The sequence below is a fragment of the Microbacterium sp. Root61 genome (assembly GCF_001427525.1).
In the GTDB taxonomy this organism is placed as follows: domain Bacteria; phylum Actinomycetota; class Actinomycetes; order Actinomycetales; family Microbacteriaceae; genus Microbacterium.
In genome coordinates this window covers 1,984,047-1,999,188 of the sequence record NZ_LMGU01000001.1, presented here as the reverse complement: position 1 = coordinate 1,999,188, position 15,142 = coordinate 1,984,047, and the positions used below count along the sequence as shown (strand labels likewise).

Here is a 15,142-nt window from a genome sequence, read left to right as displayed (position 1 = left end):
GATGGCGACATACGGGCGTACGGTGCGTCGCGGGCTGCCCCGCAGTCCTGGTGGGGAGTCCTGGCCCCCCGCCGACGCGACCGCACCCGTGGAATCGGTCGTCGCCGCGGTCGTTGTCGCTGAGGTAGTTCCCGCTGTCGCCGAGGCTCCGGTCATTGTCGAGGCCGTTGCTGTCGTCGAGGCTCCCGCCGCCGCTGTCGCTGCTCCTCCGCCTGCCGTCGGTCCTGCTGCCGGTGCGACGTTGCGTCGCGGCCTGCCGCGTGTCGCCGGGGGCGAGCCCTGGCCGCCCGCCGGTCAGGTTGCCGTGGCTGCTGCCGTCGCCGCGCCTGCCGCAGTCGTGACGGATGCCGCGGCCGCCGTCGCCTCCGATGCCGCCCCTGTCGCCGCCGCGCCGGCGTCGGCGCCCGCCGCCACTCCGGCCCGTGTGGTCGCTGCCGCGGGCACGGGTGCGGCTCTGCGTCGCGGTCTGCCGCGCGCGGCCGGGGGCGAGCCCTGGCCCGCGGCCGGCTTCGCGCCGGACCTCACCGTGGCCGCAGCGCCTGTGGTCGAGGTCGTTGCCGAGGCGGCACCGGCCGTCCGCGCGGGTCTGCCCCGCCCGGGTGCCGGCACAGCCCCCGCGGCCGCCGCATCCGCTCCGACAACGGCTGTGGCCGTCGCCGAACCGACCGGTCCGCTGGCCCCGCTGCCGTTCACCCGCACCGCATGGGCGGGCAAGGCAGCGCGCACGCGTCCCGCGCCCAAACCTGAGCCGAAACGCTACGGCCCGTTCACCCGCGGGCAGTGGGCCGGTGCCGCGATCGTCGCCGGGGGCGGACTGCTGTTCGCCGCGGCCATGGCCGTGCTCGCGGTGCGCTGGTTCCTCAGCCTGGAGTTCATGCAGGACTTCCTCACCACCTACCCCGGCGAGTACCACCTGCCCGAAGGCGCTCCGGTCGGGTTCCCGTCCTGGCTGGGTTGGCAGCACTTCTTCAACGTGTTCCTGATGGTGCTGATCATCCGCTCCGGCCTGCAGGTGCGGAACGAGAAGCGCCCTGCCGCGTTCTGGTCGCCGCGCGGCAACCCGAAGCGCAAGATCAGTCTCTCGCTGTGGTTCCACCAGTCGCTGGACATCCTGTGGCTGGTCAACGGCGTGATCTTCATCGTGCTGCTGTTCGTCAGCGGACAGTGGATGCGGGTCATCCCCACCAGCTGGGAAGTGATCCCGAACGCGATCTCCGCGGCCCTGCAGTACGTGTCGCTGGACTGGCCCACCGAGAACGGCTGGGTCAACTACAACAGCCTGCAGCAGATCGCCTACTTCGCGACGATCTTCATCGCCGCGCCGTTGGCCGCGATCACCGGTGTGCGGATGTCGGGCATCTGGCCCAAGAACATGAAGGCCCTGGACAAGGCGTACCCGGTGGAGTGGGCGCGTGCCGTGCACTTCCCGGTGATGCTGTACTTCGTGCTGTTCATCTTCGTGCACGTCATGCTCGTGCTCACCACCGGCGCGCTGCGCAACCTGAACCACATGTACGCGGCGCAGGGCTCAGTGGATCCGAACGCGTACGCCGACAACTGGCTCGGCTTCTGGATGTTCGCCGCCTCGCTCGTGGTCATCGCCGCCGCCTGGGTCGCCGCACGGCCACTCGTCCTGGCGCCGATCGCGAAGCTGTTCGGCAAGGTCAGCGCCCGCTAGAACGCGGCGTCGTCGCGATCTCGTGACGAACTGTGTACCTCGGTGTCGGCGTGTGTCGACGCCGAAGCGGCGGGCGAGCAGCCATCGCTAGCGTCGGCACCATGACCGACATCACCGCTGACACCGACCTCCTCCTCGACCCCGAACTCGACGCCGAACTCGACGTGGCCGCCGACCGCGCACAGCGCCTCGACGCCGCAGGAGCGGCCTGGAGCGAGCGACTCGAGGCCGACCGCTCGGCCGGTCACCTCACCTACCGCGTGCACGGCGTGGGCGAGGGTTCCGTCGCCACCCGCATCCGCGCCGGCAAGCACGAGTTCCTCGTCGACGAGCCGGCGGCATTGGCCGGCGACGACCTCGGCGCGAGCCCTGTGGAGTACGCCCTCGGAGCGCTCATCTCGTGCCAGGTCGTGGTCTTCCGCCTGTACTCCCGCGCCCTGGGGATCCCGTTCGACGACATCTCCATCACGGCCGAGGGCGACCTCGATGCCGCACGGCTGTTCGGCAAGGACGACACCGTCCGCGCGGGCTTCGGTGCCGTGCGCCTGGCGATCACCCTGACCGGCCCCGAGACGCAGGAGCGCTACGAGGAGCTGCTGGCGACGGTCGAACAGCACTGTCCCGTGCAGGATCTGTTCCAGAACCCGACGCCGCTGACCGCCAGCCTCACGAAGGCCTGACGACAGACAGGCTAAGCCGATGGGGTGGTGGGGGCCACGACGGATGCCGCGCCCGCGGCGAAACCGGCGGCCCACGCCTCGTCCGACCCGATGTGGAACATGTCGCGCTCGGCCGGCCGCACGATCGAGCGGGCGCCCGGAAGGTCCAGCGGCCCGACGAGGTCGGCCCGCCCACGGACGACGGCGACCGGGAGGCGGGCGGCCTTGCCCTTGACGAGGTCGCCGGCGGCGGCGATCTCGTCCGCGACGCACGGCATGGTGACGATGAGCGGGCGGCCCTCGGCATCCGTCTGACCGCGGAGGTCCTCGAACACGTGCACTCCGGCGGCGCCGATCGCCGAGTCGGTCTGCCCCTCGCGCCACGCGCGGCCGAGGGTGTCGGACACGATCACGCCGACAGAGACGCCGAGCCGCTCGCGCAGGCCCGCCGCGAGAGCGCGGGCCGAGGCATCCGGATCCTCCGGAAGCAACAGCACCGTCCCCTCGGGGGTGTTCGAGGCATCCACGCCTGCCGCGGCGGCGATCATGCCCAGCCGGTTCTCGACGATCCGCGTGGTGTGACCGGCCGGTGACGTGCGCGAGGCCACGACACGCACGGTCTCGGCGGTGATCGCGTCCTCGCGGTCGTCCGCCGCGATGATGCGACCTTCGGCCTTCGAGACGATCTTCGACGTGACGACGAGGATGTCGCCGTCGCGCAGCTCGTCGCGCGCGGCGGCGACGATCAGCGCGACCAGGTCAGCACCGGGCGCGATCTCCGGGATGCCGTCGAGCGCCCAGACCTGCAGCACCGTCAGCGGACGAACCGCACCTCGGTGAGCGTCTCACCCAGGAACGGCTCCGTGTGCGTTGCGCCGTCCAGCGCGAAGCCGTTGCGGACGTAGAAGCGGTGCGCGCGCGGGTTGTCATCGGCGACCCACAGGTACAGCTCTTCGTCCTTGTCGACGGCGGCGTCGAACAGGCGCTGTCCGATGCCGGTGCCGTGGTAGGCGTCCAGCAGGTAAATGAAGTAGAGCTCGCGGTTGCGCGGGGCGTCCTTATCGCGGGCCGGACCGGAGCCCACGAACCCGACGATCTCGCCGTCGACGAGCGCGGCGCTCATCCGGAACTCGGGGCCTTGTGCGGCCCAGTGGGTCCACAGCTCGGCGAGGCGTCGCGGAGACACCTTCTCGAGAGCGGCCTTGCTGATGAGGTGATCGTAGGTCTCGTGCCAGCACGTCGCGTGTACGCGACCGAGGGCTTCGGCATCCACGTCCCGCACCGGACGGACGACGATGTCGGTCTGCAGTTCGGCTTCCATGGCCGAGACTCTACGCGCGCCGCGGCGGGAGGAGAAATCGACGGGATGCGGCGCGACGCACTGGATCGGGATCCGGTGCCGTGAGACCGCGGATCGCGGATCATCGCGGAGGGGAACCGGACAGATCCGGTACCGGTCGTAGGGGGCGAAAAGAGCGCAGTCATGTCGGTGTTCCACAACCGAATCGCGCGAACGGGTGCGGCTGGCTACTATCGCTCCTCGTGAATGTGATGTGGCGGACGCTCCTGACGATCTGGCGCGCGAAGGTGCTGCTGCGCCGTCGTGGGCCCGTGAATCCCACGATCGTGGGCCGCGTGCGCCTGCGGACCATGCCTACCGACATCGACCTGCTCGGGCACATGAACAACGGGCGCTACGCCTCGCTGTTCGACCTGGGGCGCTTCGACCTGCTCATCCGCACCGGGGTGTGGGATGTCCTGGCCGAGCAGGGGTGGTACGCCGTCGTCGCCAGCGAGTCCGTCACGTTCCGCAAGTCGCTCGAGCTCTGGCAGCGCTTCACCGTCGAGTCGCGACTCCTCGGCCATGACGACAAGTCGGTCTACCTGATGCACCGCGCGGTCGTGAAGGGGGAGGTGTACGCCGAGATGATCGTGCGCGCCCGCTTCCTGCGCCGATCGGGCGGTCTCGTGCCGCACGAGGAGCTCTTCGCGGAGCTGCACCGGCCGGATGACCTGCCACCGCTGGCCCCGTGGATCCACGAGTGGGCCGCGGCATCCGCTCTTCCCTCCACGCGCGCGGAGGCACCGAGCCTCTGGGACTGAGCGGCTCGGGCTCGGCCGGCACGCTACCGTGAGCATGTGATCGCCCTTCTCGCCACGGCAGCGCGCCAGTTGCTCGCGCATTGGCCGGCGATCATGGCGTGGTTCCTCGCGGGCACGCTCGCCAACTACGGTGTGATCCAACTCGCCGGGTGGGTTGGCGCCTACTCGGCGATCGGCGGGGCGCTGCTGCTGCCCGTCGGCGTGCTCGCGCGACTGATCAGTTACGTCGCGATGTTCCTCGTCGTGCGGGACGGGATGCGGCAGCTCGATGCGATCGCGCCCCTTCCGGAGACCGGCGCTGCACGGCGCGAGACGTTCCTGAAGGCGCTGCTCGGCTCGATCCTGCCGTTCGTCGCGTTCTACGCCGCCTGGGGGCTCATGCGCGAAGACGTCGTCGCCTACTTCCAGCGCGTCCTCGCCGTGAACACCGACCTCATCTTCACCGACCAGCAGGTGGGCGACGGTGCCGTCGGCGAGCTCACGATCGGCGTGTGGACGATCGTCGTGATCGTCGTGGCTTTCGCGCTGCGCTGGCTGATCAAGCGGTACAACGGGCGGCTGCCGGCGGCATTCGCGTTCGTCGCGGTGTATCTCGAGGTGCTGTGGGTCTACCTCTCGCTGATGGTGATCAGCGATGCGGTCGGCGTCATAACGACGTGGGTGCAGACGCGACAGGCCATGGTCTGGCTCGCCGGTGTGCGCGAGTGGGTGTCGGCCCAGCTGGTGCCCGTCGCCTGGGTGTGGGATGCCGTCGAATGGGTGCTCGGAGAGGCGGGCGGCATCATCCTGCTCCCGCTGGCGTGGCTCACGATCGCCGGAGTCATCTACGGTCAGGCCGTCGCGCCGCAGCAGGTGAGTCTCCGCGGCGCCCTCGTGGACCAGGCGCGATCGCGATGGCTGCGCGCACCCGGGTGGATCCGGGCGCGGCTGGCCGACATCTGGTCGGAGATCGTGTCGCGCTTCCAGCCGATCGGGCGGGCCATCGTGCTGATGTGGCGGGCCGGCCCGGTGCTGATCGGCGGCTACGTGCTGCTGTACACGCTGCTGCTCGCGCTCGAGTCGCTCGTCGGCATCGGGCTGACGCGCGTCTTCGGGCCGAACGAGCTCGGGGCGTTCTGGATGGTGAACGACCAGATCATCCTGCTCGCCATCCCGCTCATCATCGAGCCGCTCCGGATCGCGCTGGTGTCGTCCTCGTATGACCAGGTCGTCGGCCGCCTCGTGCAACGGCGGACGGATGCCGCGGCGCCGGCCGCAACGTCGGTTCCTGCTTCTGAGCAGACGCCGGATCCGGCTCAGGGCTCGAGAAGAAGTCGCAGGTACTCCGGCAGTGCCTCCGCGGTGGAGAACTCCAACGCGAACGGGCCCGACGCGTCTTCGGGGACGAGATAGTCGAGCGAGAGCGTGTACGGCGCACGCAGATCCGGGTCGCAATAGGTCACGCGATCCTCGTCATAGGGTCGATCGAGTTCGAACGACGCTTCCTCCCACTGGCGCTGTGCGCCACTGACTTCGCGCAGGGTGGGGGAGGCGCAGTGGAACTCGCGATCCTGAGGATCGATCTCGATCGTGACGGAGACGACGCGTGCCCCGGCGGGCGTTCCGTCGACCTCGCCGTCGAAGCGTGCCTGCGCGTCCGCGATCTGCGATCCGGAGAAGACCACCGAGCTGCCGAGCGGTACGGTGATCGGCCGCGTCGGATGTCCCTCATCCCAGCTGTTCCAGGCCGTGAACGAGATCGCGGCCGCCGTCGCCGGGGCGAGCACCACGAGTACCCCCAGCGCCAGGGCGTTCCGTCGCCACCACCCCCGCGTCATCCGTCAGCCCAGTCCGTCGCGGCCAACGCGACCTCCTGCTGAACGGCCACGTCGGCCAGATCCACCGAGAGTTCGATCACCGAATCCAGTCGGGAATCGGTGAAGAGCCCGAAGGTGAGGACGCCGGCACCGGCGTCCAGATCGGCCGGCAATTCGAACGCGACGCTGCCTGTGCGGGCGATCCCGGCGTTGAGCGACTCCTTGAACAACGAGTCGGGCCGCTCGCTTGCGGAGAATGTGCGGCCATCGATCGCGAACTCGACCGTGCGCAGCGCAGCACCTTGGTCGGTGACGACAGCGGACGCGGAGAGATCGACGATGAGCCAGTTGCCGTCCGCACTCCAATCGGAGGTCGTCACGGTCGACGCGCGGCGGAGCTCGGTCACGGTGATCTCGATGTTGCGACCCGTTGCCGGGGCGCCCACCTCCGCGGCAACGGCGAACGGCGCCTCGCGTGCGTCCTCCGGGGGTGTGATTCCGGCGACCCCCCACGCGACGACGACAAGACCGGCGCCGATGAGCCACTGCTGCCAGCTCTTCACTCGCTCGTCCCGTCGCTATCGGCGCCGCTGCCGACATCGGTCAATGCCACGGTGAGCGTTGCCGCCGGGACGGGGTCGATCCACCAGGACCCGATCGTCACGAACGACCCGACGTGCAGCGAGAGATCGTTGAGTGTGACGTGCAGGGTGTCTCCGGCATGGAAATCATCTGCATCGATCGCCCACGTGTAGACGATCTCGGCCGGGACGCCGGGCTGGAGGACCGGGGACGTGGTCGCATCGTCCAACCGTGCGGCCGATCCGGCCGGTTCGCCGTCGAGTTCGGCGATCGAGAAGTTCTTCGCAACATCGGAACCGGGTGAGGCGGACTGCGGTTCGTTCCGCACATTCTCCAGTCGCACCTGCACCGCCAGGACGCGCTCGCCGTCCTCGACGTGGATGCCGGCTTCGGGGAACTCGTCCAGCAACACGGCGCGCTGCACGGTGATCGCGATCTGCTCGTTGCGGTGCTCGGTGTCGGTGTCGATCACGGCCGGTCCGTCGACGGCCGCGGTCGCGAGCCCGCCGAATGCGGCGGTGGCGGCCAGGAATGCCACGGTCCCGATCCCCGCGAACCACTTCGTCGGAACGCGGTCTGCAGCGACCCGGACCCAACCGAATCGACGACCGCTCGGGGCGGGGTCGCTCGGCGGATGGGTCGACACGAGGCCAAGCATATTGTGCGGGCCTCGCGGCCTTAGGCTGGATGCCATGGTGACCAACCCTTCCCCGGGGAACACCGACCTCACCGCCGAGGGCGACGATCTCGCCGCACGTGCGGTGGTGCTTGCGCAGAAGTGGACCACACAGAGCGCAGAGGTCGACGTGGACCCCGCAGCCGAGCGACTCGCCGGCGTGCTGAAAGACCCCAACGGACTGCCGTTCACGATCGGTTTCGTGGACGGCGTGATGCGCCCCGAGAGCCTCTCGGCCGCGGCATCCAATCTCCAACGGGTCGCCCCCCTCGTGCCCGGGTTCCTGCCCTGGTACCTCCGCGGTGCGGTGCAGATCGGCGGGATGATGGCGCCGGTGCTGCCGTCGCCGGTGGTGCCGATCGCGCGACGCGTGCTGCGCGAGATGGTCGGACACCTGGTCGTGGACGCCCGCCCCGACAAGCTCGGTCCGGCACTCGCGAAGATCCGCGAAGGCGGCGCACGGCTGAACCTCAACCTGCTCGGCGAAGCCGTGCTGGGCGAGACGGAGGCGCTGCGTCGGCTCGACGGCATCCACGAACTGATCCACCGCCCCGACGTCGACTACGTCTCGGTGAAGGTCTCGGCCATCGCCAGCCACATATCGATGTGGGCGTTCGACGAAGTCGTCGACAAGGTGGTCGAGCGCCTCCTGCCGCTGTACGTGACCGCCGCCGCGAACGGCACCTTCATCAATCTCGACATGGAGGAGTACCGCGACCTCGATCTGACGATCGCGGTGTTCACGCGCATCCTCGAAGACTCCCGGCTGCAGAACCTCGAGGCCGGCATCGTCCTGCAGGCCTATCTGCCGGACGCACTCCCGGCGCTGCGCGAACTCACCGCGTGGGCGCGCCAGCGCGTCGCCGGTGGCGGCGCCCGCATCAAGGTGCGCCTCGTGAAGGGCGCGAACCTCGCGATGGAGCGGGTGGATGCCGTCATGCACGGCTGGGAGCTCGCCACCTTCGACGCCAAGGTCGATTCCGACGCGAACTATCTCCGCTGCCTCGACTTCGCGCTGCAGCCGCAGAACTCCGCCGCGGTGCGGCTCGGCATCGCCGGCCACAACCTGTTCGACATCGCCTACGCCTGGCTGCTGGCGGGCGAGCGCGGCGTCCGCGCCGACATCGAGTTCGAGATGCTCCTGGGTATGGCGCAGGGGCAGGTCGACGCCGTCACTCGCGAGGTCGGTCATGTGCTGCTGTACGTGCCGGTCGTCCGTCCGGACGAGTTCGACGTCGCGATCAGCTACCTCGTGCGACGCCTCGAGGAGAATGCGTCCAGCGACAACTTCCTCTCCGCCGCCTTCGACATCGCCGAAGACCCGGCCATGTTCGATCGCGAGCGGGATCGCTTCCTCGCATCGATGAAGCGTGCCCAGGATGCCTCGTTGCCGAGCGGACCGCGCCGCGCGCAGGACCGGACCGGGACCGCCGACGGCGCGACCGCCGATCAGCGCCTGCGCCGTGCGGCCCCCGCCGAACCCGATGCGGGCCTCACCCAGGCCGTGATCGGCATCGCGCGCTCCGCCGCGGTCGAGGGCACCGACACCGCGGCTCTCGAGCCGGAGGTCGAGTCCTTGCTGTTCGGCGGAGAGGCGTTCGTCGAGACCGCCGTCTTCGCGCCCCGCGAATCCGCCTCCCGCGCGCTGGGTGCGCCGGGCTTCCGCAACGTCGCCGACTCCGACCCGTCGCTGCCGGCCAACCGAGACTGGGCGCGTGCGATCGTCTCGCGCATCGAGACCTCCACGGCGGGCGACGCCACGATCGCCGCGGCACGGGTGCAGGATGTCGCGACCCTGGAGCAGGTCCTCGCCCGCGTGACGGATGCCGCGGCCCGCTGGGGCGCCAAGCCCGCGGCCGATCGCGCACTCGTCTTGCAAGCCGCAGCGCGCGCCCTGGAAGCCCGCCGCGGCGAGCTCATCGAGGTGGCCGCCAGCGAGACCGGCAAGGTCTTCGCCGAGGCCGACGTCGAGGTCAGCGAGGCCATCGACTTCGCCAACTACTACGCCGCCACCGCGCGGGAGCTCGACCGTGTCAGCGGAGCGGTGTTCGTGCCGGCCCGTGTCACGGTCGTGACCCCGCCGTGGAACTTCCCGCTCGCCATCCCGGCGGGCGGGGTCCTGGCCGCGCTCGCCGCCGGGTCGGGCGTCGTGTTCAAGCCCGCACCGCAGGCGCGCCGGTGTGCCGCGGTCGTCGCCGAGGCGCTCTGGGACGCGGGTGTACCCCGCGACGTGCTCGCGCTCGTCGACATCGATGAAGGCGGACTCGGCAAGCACCTCATCTCGCATCCCGCCGTGGACCGGGTCATCCTCACCGGCGCCTGGGAGACCGCGGCGCTGTTCCGCTCGTGGCGCCCCGACCTGCCGCTCCTGGCCGAGACCAGCGGCAAGAACGCCATGATCGTAATGCCCTCGGCCGACCTCGACCTGGCGGCATCCGATCTCATCAAGAGTGCGTTCGGTCACGCCGGGCAGAAGTGCTCGGCGGCGTCGCTCGCGATCCTGGTCGGTCCGGTCGGGCGGTCCAAGCGTTTCGCCCGTCAGCTGGTGGATGCCGCGACCTCATTGCGAGTGGGGCCGCCGAGCGATCCGGTGGCCGAGGTCGGTCCTGTCATCGAGCCGCCGCACGGCAAGCTTCGGTGGGCGCTGACCACACTCGAGGACGACGAGCGCTGGCTCGTGGAGCCGCGACCGCTGGATATCTCGCCCGAGTTCGAGGGGCGCTTCTGGAGCCCCGGCATCCGCACCGGCGTGCTGCCCGGATCGCGCTTCCACCAGGAGGAGTTCTTCGGCCCCGTGCTCGGCGTGATGCATGCGACCTCGCTCAGCCACGCGATCGAGCTGCAGAACGCCGTCGCCTACGGACTCACGGCGGGGCTCTACACGCAGAACCCCGACGACCTCGCACACTGGCTCGACCGCGTGCAGGCCGGCAACCTCTACGTGAACCGCGGCATCACCGGCGCGATCGTGCAGCGGCAACCGTTCGGCGGCTGGAAGCGCTCATCCGTCGGGCCCGGTACCAAGGCCGGCGGCCCGAACTACCTCGTGGGCCTCGGCTCGTGGCGGGCGTCTGCGGGGGCCGCGGCATCCGCGACCCTGCATCTGCGCGGACTCGACTCGCGCATCACGTCCGTCATCGAGGCGGCCCAGCCGTCGCTGGACTACGACGCGTTCGAGTGGCTGCGCCGCGGCGCGCTCGCCGACGCGATCGTGTGGGACCGCGAGTTCGGTCAGGTGAAGGATGTCTCGCACCTCGAGGTCGAGCGCAACCTGTTCCGCTACCGCTCGGTGCCGGTGGCCATACGCGCGACCGGGGATGCCTCGTGGCAGTCCCTGCTGCGCGTCATCGTCGCCGGGATCCGCGCCGGGTCGGCGATCACGGTGAGCGCCCCCGTCGGTCTCCCGGCCGCCGTGCGCCGGACCCTCAGCGAGCAGGGCGTCGCTGTCTACGTCGAGAACGACGACCAGTGGCTGGAGCGCATCACCGATGCGGAGCCGGACATCATCGCCGCGGCGGCGGATGATCCCCCCGCGCCGCGGGTGCCGCGCGTGCGACTCGTCGGTCAGCCGGAGTCGGTGCAGGCGCTGCATGCCGCGCTCGCCGTCGCCGTCGGGGGCGACCCGGATCTCGCCGTCTACGCGAACGAGGTCACCACGGCGGGTCGGCTCGAGCTGCTGCCGTTCCTGCACGAGCAGTCGATCACGATCACCGCGCACCGCTTCGGCAACCCCGACAAGTGGTCGGAGACAGTGATCTAGCGAGGCGAAGGCCGCGGCATCCGTCAGCTGATCGGATCTTCGGCCAGATCGCGCACGTGATAGAACTCCTGGTCCCACAGGAGATAGACGAGCCAGGCGGGCAGGTAGTACGCGGACTGCAGGTAGTCGGCCTGTGAGGCGTGGATCGCCCAGCCCTCGTGCTTCTTGCCGGTCTCGGCCGACATGGCGTACTCGGGGTCGGGCTGGTTCTTGACGACGATCTGTCCCTGCTCGCCGCCGAACATGCCCAGCGCCGTGGTCGGGCTGATCGTGTAGACGAGGTGGTCGGGGCCGGCGTACGAGCCGCCCTCCTCCTGCAGCTGTGCGATGGCGAGCTCGGTGACGCGACCCATCTCCATGTGGTCCTTGTGGCCGGTGGCGCCGCTGGCCGGCCAGAACCCGACGACGACGTCGGGCTTGATCCGCTTCATCGATGCGACCAGGCGGTCCACGAGCTCCTGCTCGTCGACCTGAGGGACGCCGCCGTCCGGGTAGTCCCAGACCTCGTGCTCATCGACGCCCAGGTTGAAGCTGTTCTTCAGGGCTTCCGCCTTGCGGACCATGCCGAGGTCCTCTTGGCGGGCGACGACGGGCACCTGGTGTCCGGCCTCGCCCTGCGTTGCCGTGATCATCGCGGTGTAGGCGCCATCCCGGTCCTTCGCGCGCCAGAACAGTCCGTTGACGGTCTGCTCGTCATCCGGGTGGGCGAAGACGCCGAGCACCCGCTCGCCGCCGATCTCGCCCACGACGGAGTCGACGCCCCGTGCGGTGGGCATGTGGAAGAGGCTGCGTCCGGCCCAGTAGACGCCGACGAGGGCGACGATCAAGACGGACGCGACGACGATGAGCGCGATCCAGCGCTTGCGCATGAGAACTCCGGGGGTGCTGTGGGGCCGTCGGCATTGACGGTCGAAGCATCCTAAGCCGAATGGCGCCGGAGTGCCCGACGGAGGAGGCCTGCTATGGCGCCACGAAGGCGCCGGTGTCGTCGCTCGCTCGCCGGGCGCGCATCTCCTCCTCCTCGGCAGAGGCTTCATCCGCGGCCTCCTGAAGTGCCGACTTCGCACGCAGCGGCGGCGTCCTGAAGAACAGCGACAGGATGAACGCCACCAACAGCACCCACATGGCCACGCGATACACCTGCACCGATGAGGCGTTGAACGCGACCAGGAACGGCTTGCTCAATCGTGGATCCGCACCGGTCAGGAACGAGGTGTCGTTCAGTGCGTCTCCGTTCATCGTGGTGCCGCCGCCGGAGGCGAACTGGTCCTCCAGGACGGGGGCGATCGACGCCACGTAGGACTCGCGTGCGGCCGCATCCGAGAAGTCCAGCGTCACCGAGCCGTCGGCGTCGATCTGGGCGACCGGGATCTCCTTCTCGATCTGAGCGGATGCCGCGGCGCGGGCCTGCGCGACGGCCGCCGCCGTCGCCTCCGCCTGCGCACCGGCCGGGATCTCCCCGGCTGCGACCTTGTCCGCGACGGCCTTGGTCGCGGCGTCCGTCGCCTGGGTCAGGCCGTCCTCGATCTTCGTCGTCGTGGCGGAGGTCAGCTTCGCGACGATGGGCGCATAGATCTGCTGCATGATCGCCTCGTTCTGCGGTGCCGACGCCACCGCCGGATCCAGCGCCGCGTCCAGCGACTGCGTGAGCGTGCTCGTGTCGTCGAACGCGACCTGCACGTTCGCCGGCAGCACCGTGAACATCAACGAGAGCAGCACCGCCGTGCCGAGTGTCCCGCCGATCTGCCGGAAGAAGGTGGACGAGCTGGTCGCGACACCCATGTCGCGCAGCCCGACCGAGTTCTGGCTCGCGATGGTGAGCGTCTGCATGAGCTGACCGAGACCGAGCCCGATCAGCAGCATCGCCCCGGCGATGAACCAGTACGACCGGTCGTACTGCAGGAATGTCAGCCAGAAGAACCCGGCGGTCATGAGCAGGGTGCCCAGGATCGGGAACATCCGATACCGGCCGGTTCGCGCGATGAGCTGCCCGCTCGCGATGGAGGCGATCATCAGCCCGAGGATCATCGGCAGCAGCTGCAGGCCGCTCTGCGTCGGGGTGGAGCCGAGCACCAGCTGCAGGTAGAGGGGCAGCGTCAGCATCGCTCCGAACATGCCGAACCCGACGAGCACGCCGATGACCGTCGCCATCGAGAAGGTGGGGGAGCGGAAGAGCTTGAGCGGGATCAGCGCGTCGTCCTTCATCAGCATCTCGGAGACGATGAAGGCGATGATGCCGATGCCGCCGACGATGTAGCAGGCGATCGCGATCGGCGAATCCCAGCCCCATTCGCGTCCTTGCTCGGCGACCAGCAGGAGGGGCACCAGCGCCAGGATGACGGTGGCCGCACCCCACCAGTCGATGCGCACGGAGTGTCGCGGGTGTCGTGGAATGTGCAGGAAGCGCAGCACGATGGCCAGAGCGGCCAGGCCGATCGGCACGTTGATGAGGAAGACCCATCGCCAGCCGGCGATCCCGAGGATCTCGTCGGCGCCCGCGAACAGCCCGCCCACGAGCGGTCCGATGACGCTGGAGATGCCGAACACGGCCAGGAAGTACCCCTGGTATTTCGCCCGCTCGCGCGGCGCGAGGATGTCGCCCATGATCGCGAGCGGCATCGACATCAGGCCGCCCGCGCCCAGCCCCTGGATGGCGCGGAATGCGGCGAGTTGGATCATGGAGGTGGAGAAGCTCGCGAGGATCGACCCGATGATGAAGACGACGATCGCGAAGATGAACAGCGGCCGGCGGCCGTAGATGTCGGAGAGCTTCCCGTAGATGGGGGTCGAGATCGTCGAGACGATCAGGTAGGCCGTGGTGACCCACGCCTGCTGGCTGAGACCGTGCAGATCATCGCCGATGGTACGGATGGCGGTTCCCACGACCGTCTGGTCCAGGGCGGACAGGAACATCCCCGCCATCAGGCCGAAGATCACGAAGAGGATCATCCGGTGGGTCATCACCGGACTCGTGTCTGACCGCTGCGGACCAGTGGTTGTTGCGACGCTTGCCATCGGGGTCCTCGTTTCGAGAAGTCCACGCGTCGGCGGAGAGGATCCGTCCGGCTCGAACAATGCTAGAACCGTCTGCCTCCGGTCGGGGCCGTGAGCGCGCATCGCTCGTCGAGTGATTCTTCGCTCGACGATGGCGCCGATCCGCGATGTAAAGAATTCTTGACAGATCGTCAGTGGGGGTTCTACTCTCGGTGTAAGTAATTCTTTACATCAGGAGGGCGTCATGGTCTACGAGGAGCGCAACACCTGGGCGGGGCTCATCGTCACCGTCATCGCCATGACGGTCTACGTGATCATCGTCCTCCAGCAGGCGGGCGGCGGGCCGGTGACCGACGTCGAGTGGTGGCCCATCATGGCGTGGACGATCGGCGCGAGCATCGTGGCGAGCATCGTGCTCAGCATCCTGTGGGGAATGATCGCCGGGATGCGGGACCCCGACGGCGTCGGCAAGTCCGACATCCGCGACCGCGACATCGCCCACATGGGCGGCCGGGTCGGACAGGCCTTCATGGTCATCGCCGGCCTGGGCGTGATCGTGCTGTGCGCGTTCGAGGCCGACTGGTTCTGGATCGCCAACACCATGTTCTTCGGCTTCGCGCTGTCCGCCTTCATCGGCGGGGTCGCGCAGGTCATCGCCTACCGCCGAGGGATGGCCTGATGGTCAAGCCCACGAAGGTGACGAACTCCATCCGCGCCCTGCGCGAGACGGCGGGCCTGACCCAGGCCGACCTCGCGAGCCGGATCGGCGTCACTCGCCAGACCCTGATCGCGATCGAGCAGGGCAGATACTCCCCGACGCTCGAACTGGCCTTCCAGATCTCGCGCGTCTTCGCCGTCGGACTCGACGACCTCTTCCAGTACCCGGAGGAATGA

The 15,142-nt window shown here is 69.3% G+C and carries 14 protein-coding genes; 7 read left to right on the top strand and 7 right to left on the bottom strand.

The genetic code is table 11. The features are described 5' to 3' along the window. The first annotated feature begins 1 nt into the window (after position 1). Both ASD65_RS09700 and ASD65_RS09695 read left to right on the top strand, forming a co-directional pair. Positions 2 to 1,678, top strand: a complete 1,677-nt coding sequence (locus ASD65_RS09700) for a cytochrome b/b6 domain-containing protein (protein WP_056221737.1) — start codon at positions 2 to 4, stop codon at positions 1,676 to 1,678. Positions 1,679 to 1,779: 101 nt separating this feature from the next. Continuing rightward, the gene (locus ASD65_RS09695) at positions 1,780 to 2,358 is read left to right on the top strand and encodes an OsmC family protein (protein WP_056221734.1); all 579 of its coding nucleotides are present in this window, start codon (positions 1,780 to 1,782) and stop codon (positions 2,356 to 2,358) included. 11 nt (positions 2,359 to 2,369) lie between these two features. On the opposite strand, the gene ASD65_RS09690 is transcribed toward ASD65_RS09695, so the two are convergent. Together ASD65_RS09690 and ASD65_RS09685 are read right to left on the bottom strand one after the other, a co-directional pair. Next, complete coding sequence (locus ASD65_RS09690) at positions 2,370 to 3,149, bottom strand: coenzyme F420-0:L-glutamate ligase (RefSeq protein ID WP_056221732.1); 780 nt, start codon at positions 3,147 to 3,149, stop codon at positions 2,370 to 2,372. 2 nt (positions 3,150 to 3,151) lie between these two features. Further along, positions 3,152 to 3,658, bottom strand: a complete 507-nt coding sequence (locus ASD65_RS09685) for a GNAT family N-acetyltransferase (protein WP_056221729.1) — start codon at positions 3,656 to 3,658, stop codon at positions 3,152 to 3,154. 221 nt (positions 3,659 to 3,879) lie between these two features. Between ASD65_RS09685 and ASD65_RS09680 the strand changes: the two genes are divergently transcribed. Together ASD65_RS09680 and ASD65_RS09675 are read left to right on the top strand one after the other, a co-directional pair. Beyond that, positions 3,880 to 4,440 (top strand): acyl-CoA thioesterase, encoded by a 561-nt coding sequence (locus ASD65_RS09680; protein ID WP_056221726.1) that lies wholly within the window; start codon positions 3,880 to 3,882, stop codon positions 4,438 to 4,440. Positions 4,441 to 4,476: 36 nt separating this feature from the next. Then, entirely contained in the window at positions 4,477 to 5,832 is a 1,356-nt protein-coding gene (locus tag ASD65_RS09675) for a hypothetical protein (RefSeq protein ID WP_056221723.1), read from the top strand. Here the strand turns inward: ASD65_RS09675 and ASD65_RS09670 are convergent. Genes ASD65_RS09670 through ASD65_RS09660 form a run of 3 tightly spaced genes read right to left on the bottom strand, consistent with a single transcriptional unit; the run spans position 5,736 to position 7,356 of the window. Continuing rightward, positions 5,736 to 6,257 carry a hypothetical protein gene (locus tag ASD65_RS09670; RefSeq protein ID WP_056221721.1) on the bottom strand — a complete coding sequence of 174 codons (522 nt, stop codon included), beginning with the start codon at positions 6,255 to 6,257 and terminating at the stop codon, positions 5,736 to 5,738. The two genes, ASD65_RS09675 and ASD65_RS09670, sit on opposite strands and share 97 nt — an antisense overlap. Next, positions 6,254 to 6,799, bottom strand: a complete 546-nt coding sequence (locus ASD65_RS09665) for a hypothetical protein (RefSeq protein ID WP_056221718.1) — start codon at positions 6,797 to 6,799, stop codon at positions 6,254 to 6,256. The genes ASD65_RS09670 and ASD65_RS09665 overlap by 4 nt, the downstream gene beginning before the upstream one ends. Beyond that, positions 6,796 to 7,356 (bottom strand): hypothetical protein, encoded by a 561-nt coding sequence (locus tag ASD65_RS09660; protein WP_235566650.1) that lies wholly within the window; start codon positions 7,354 to 7,356, stop codon positions 6,796 to 6,798. The genes ASD65_RS09665 and ASD65_RS09660 overlap by 4 nt, the downstream gene beginning before the upstream one ends. Before the next feature lie 154 nt (positions 7,357 to 7,510). On the opposite strand from ASD65_RS09660, the gene ASD65_RS09655 reads away from it, so the two are divergent. Further along, a complete protein-coding gene (locus ASD65_RS09655; protein WP_056221714.1) occupies positions 7,511 to 11,254 on the top strand; it encodes a bifunctional proline dehydrogenase/L-glutamate gamma-semialdehyde dehydrogenase in 3,744 nt (1,247 codons plus the stop codon). Between the two features lie 23 nt (positions 11,255 to 11,277). Here ASD65_RS09655 and ASD65_RS09650 read toward each other — a convergent pair whose 3' ends face one another. Both ASD65_RS09650 and ASD65_RS09645 read right to left on the bottom strand, forming a co-directional pair. Beyond that, complete coding sequence (locus ASD65_RS09650) at positions 11,278 to 12,123, bottom strand: PIG-L deacetylase family protein (protein WP_056221712.1); 846 nt, start codon at positions 12,121 to 12,123, stop codon at positions 11,278 to 11,280. A 91-nt stretch (positions 12,124 to 12,214) separates the two neighbouring features. Beyond that, positions 12,215 to 14,215, bottom strand: a complete 2,001-nt coding sequence (locus ASD65_RS09645) for an MDR family MFS transporter (RefSeq protein WP_056221709.1) — start codon at positions 14,213 to 14,215, stop codon at positions 12,215 to 12,217. Between the two features lie 277 nt (positions 14,216 to 14,492). On the opposite strand from ASD65_RS09645, the gene ASD65_RS09640 reads away from it, so the two are divergent. Both ASD65_RS09640 and ASD65_RS09635 read left to right on the top strand, forming a co-directional pair. Beyond that, on the top strand, positions 14,493 to 14,927 hold the full coding sequence (locus ASD65_RS09640) for a hypothetical protein (RefSeq protein WP_056221706.1): 435 nt from the start codon (positions 14,493 to 14,495) through the stop codon (positions 14,925 to 14,927). After that, a complete protein-coding gene (locus tag ASD65_RS09635) occupies positions 14,927 to 15,142 on the top strand; it encodes a helix-turn-helix transcriptional regulator (protein WP_056221702.1) in 216 nt (71 codons plus the stop codon). The genes ASD65_RS09640 and ASD65_RS09635 overlap by 1 nt, the downstream gene beginning before the upstream one ends.

Excerpts from the sequence above, each read along its gene's own strand:
- ASD65_RS09700 (WP_056221737.1), top strand. The coding sequence starts at position 2 with ATGGCGACATACGGGCGTACGGTGCGTCGCGGGCTGCCCCGCAGTCCT.
- ASD65_RS09695 (WP_056221734.1), top strand. The coding sequence starts at position 1,780 with ATGACCGACATCACCGCTGACACCGACCTCCTCCTCGACCCCGAACTC.
- ASD65_RS09685 (WP_056221729.1), bottom strand. The coding sequence starts at position 3,658 with ATGGAAGCCGAACTGCAGACCGACATCGTCGTCCGTCCGGTGCGGGAC.
- ASD65_RS09670 (WP_056221721.1), bottom strand. The coding sequence starts at position 6,257 with ATGACGCGGGGGTGGTGGCGACGGAACGCCCTGGCGCTGGGGGTACTC.
- ASD65_RS09655 (WP_056221714.1), top strand. The coding sequence starts at position 7,511 with ATGGTGACCAACCCTTCCCCGGGGAACACCGACCTCACCGCCGAGGGC.
- ASD65_RS09650 (WP_056221712.1), bottom strand. The coding sequence starts at position 12,123 with ATGCGCAAGCGCTGGATCGCGCTCATCGTCGTCGCGTCCGTCTTGATC.
- ASD65_RS09645 (WP_056221709.1), bottom strand. The coding sequence starts at position 14,215 with ATGACCCACCGGATGATCCTCTTCGTGATCTTCGGCCTGATGGCGGGG.
- ASD65_RS09640 (WP_056221706.1), top strand. The coding sequence starts at position 14,493 with ATGGTCTACGAGGAGCGCAACACCTGGGCGGGGCTCATCGTCACCGTC.
- ASD65_RS09635 (WP_056221702.1), top strand. The coding sequence starts at position 14,927 with ATGGTCAAGCCCACGAAGGTGACGAACTCCATCCGCGCCCTGCGCGAG.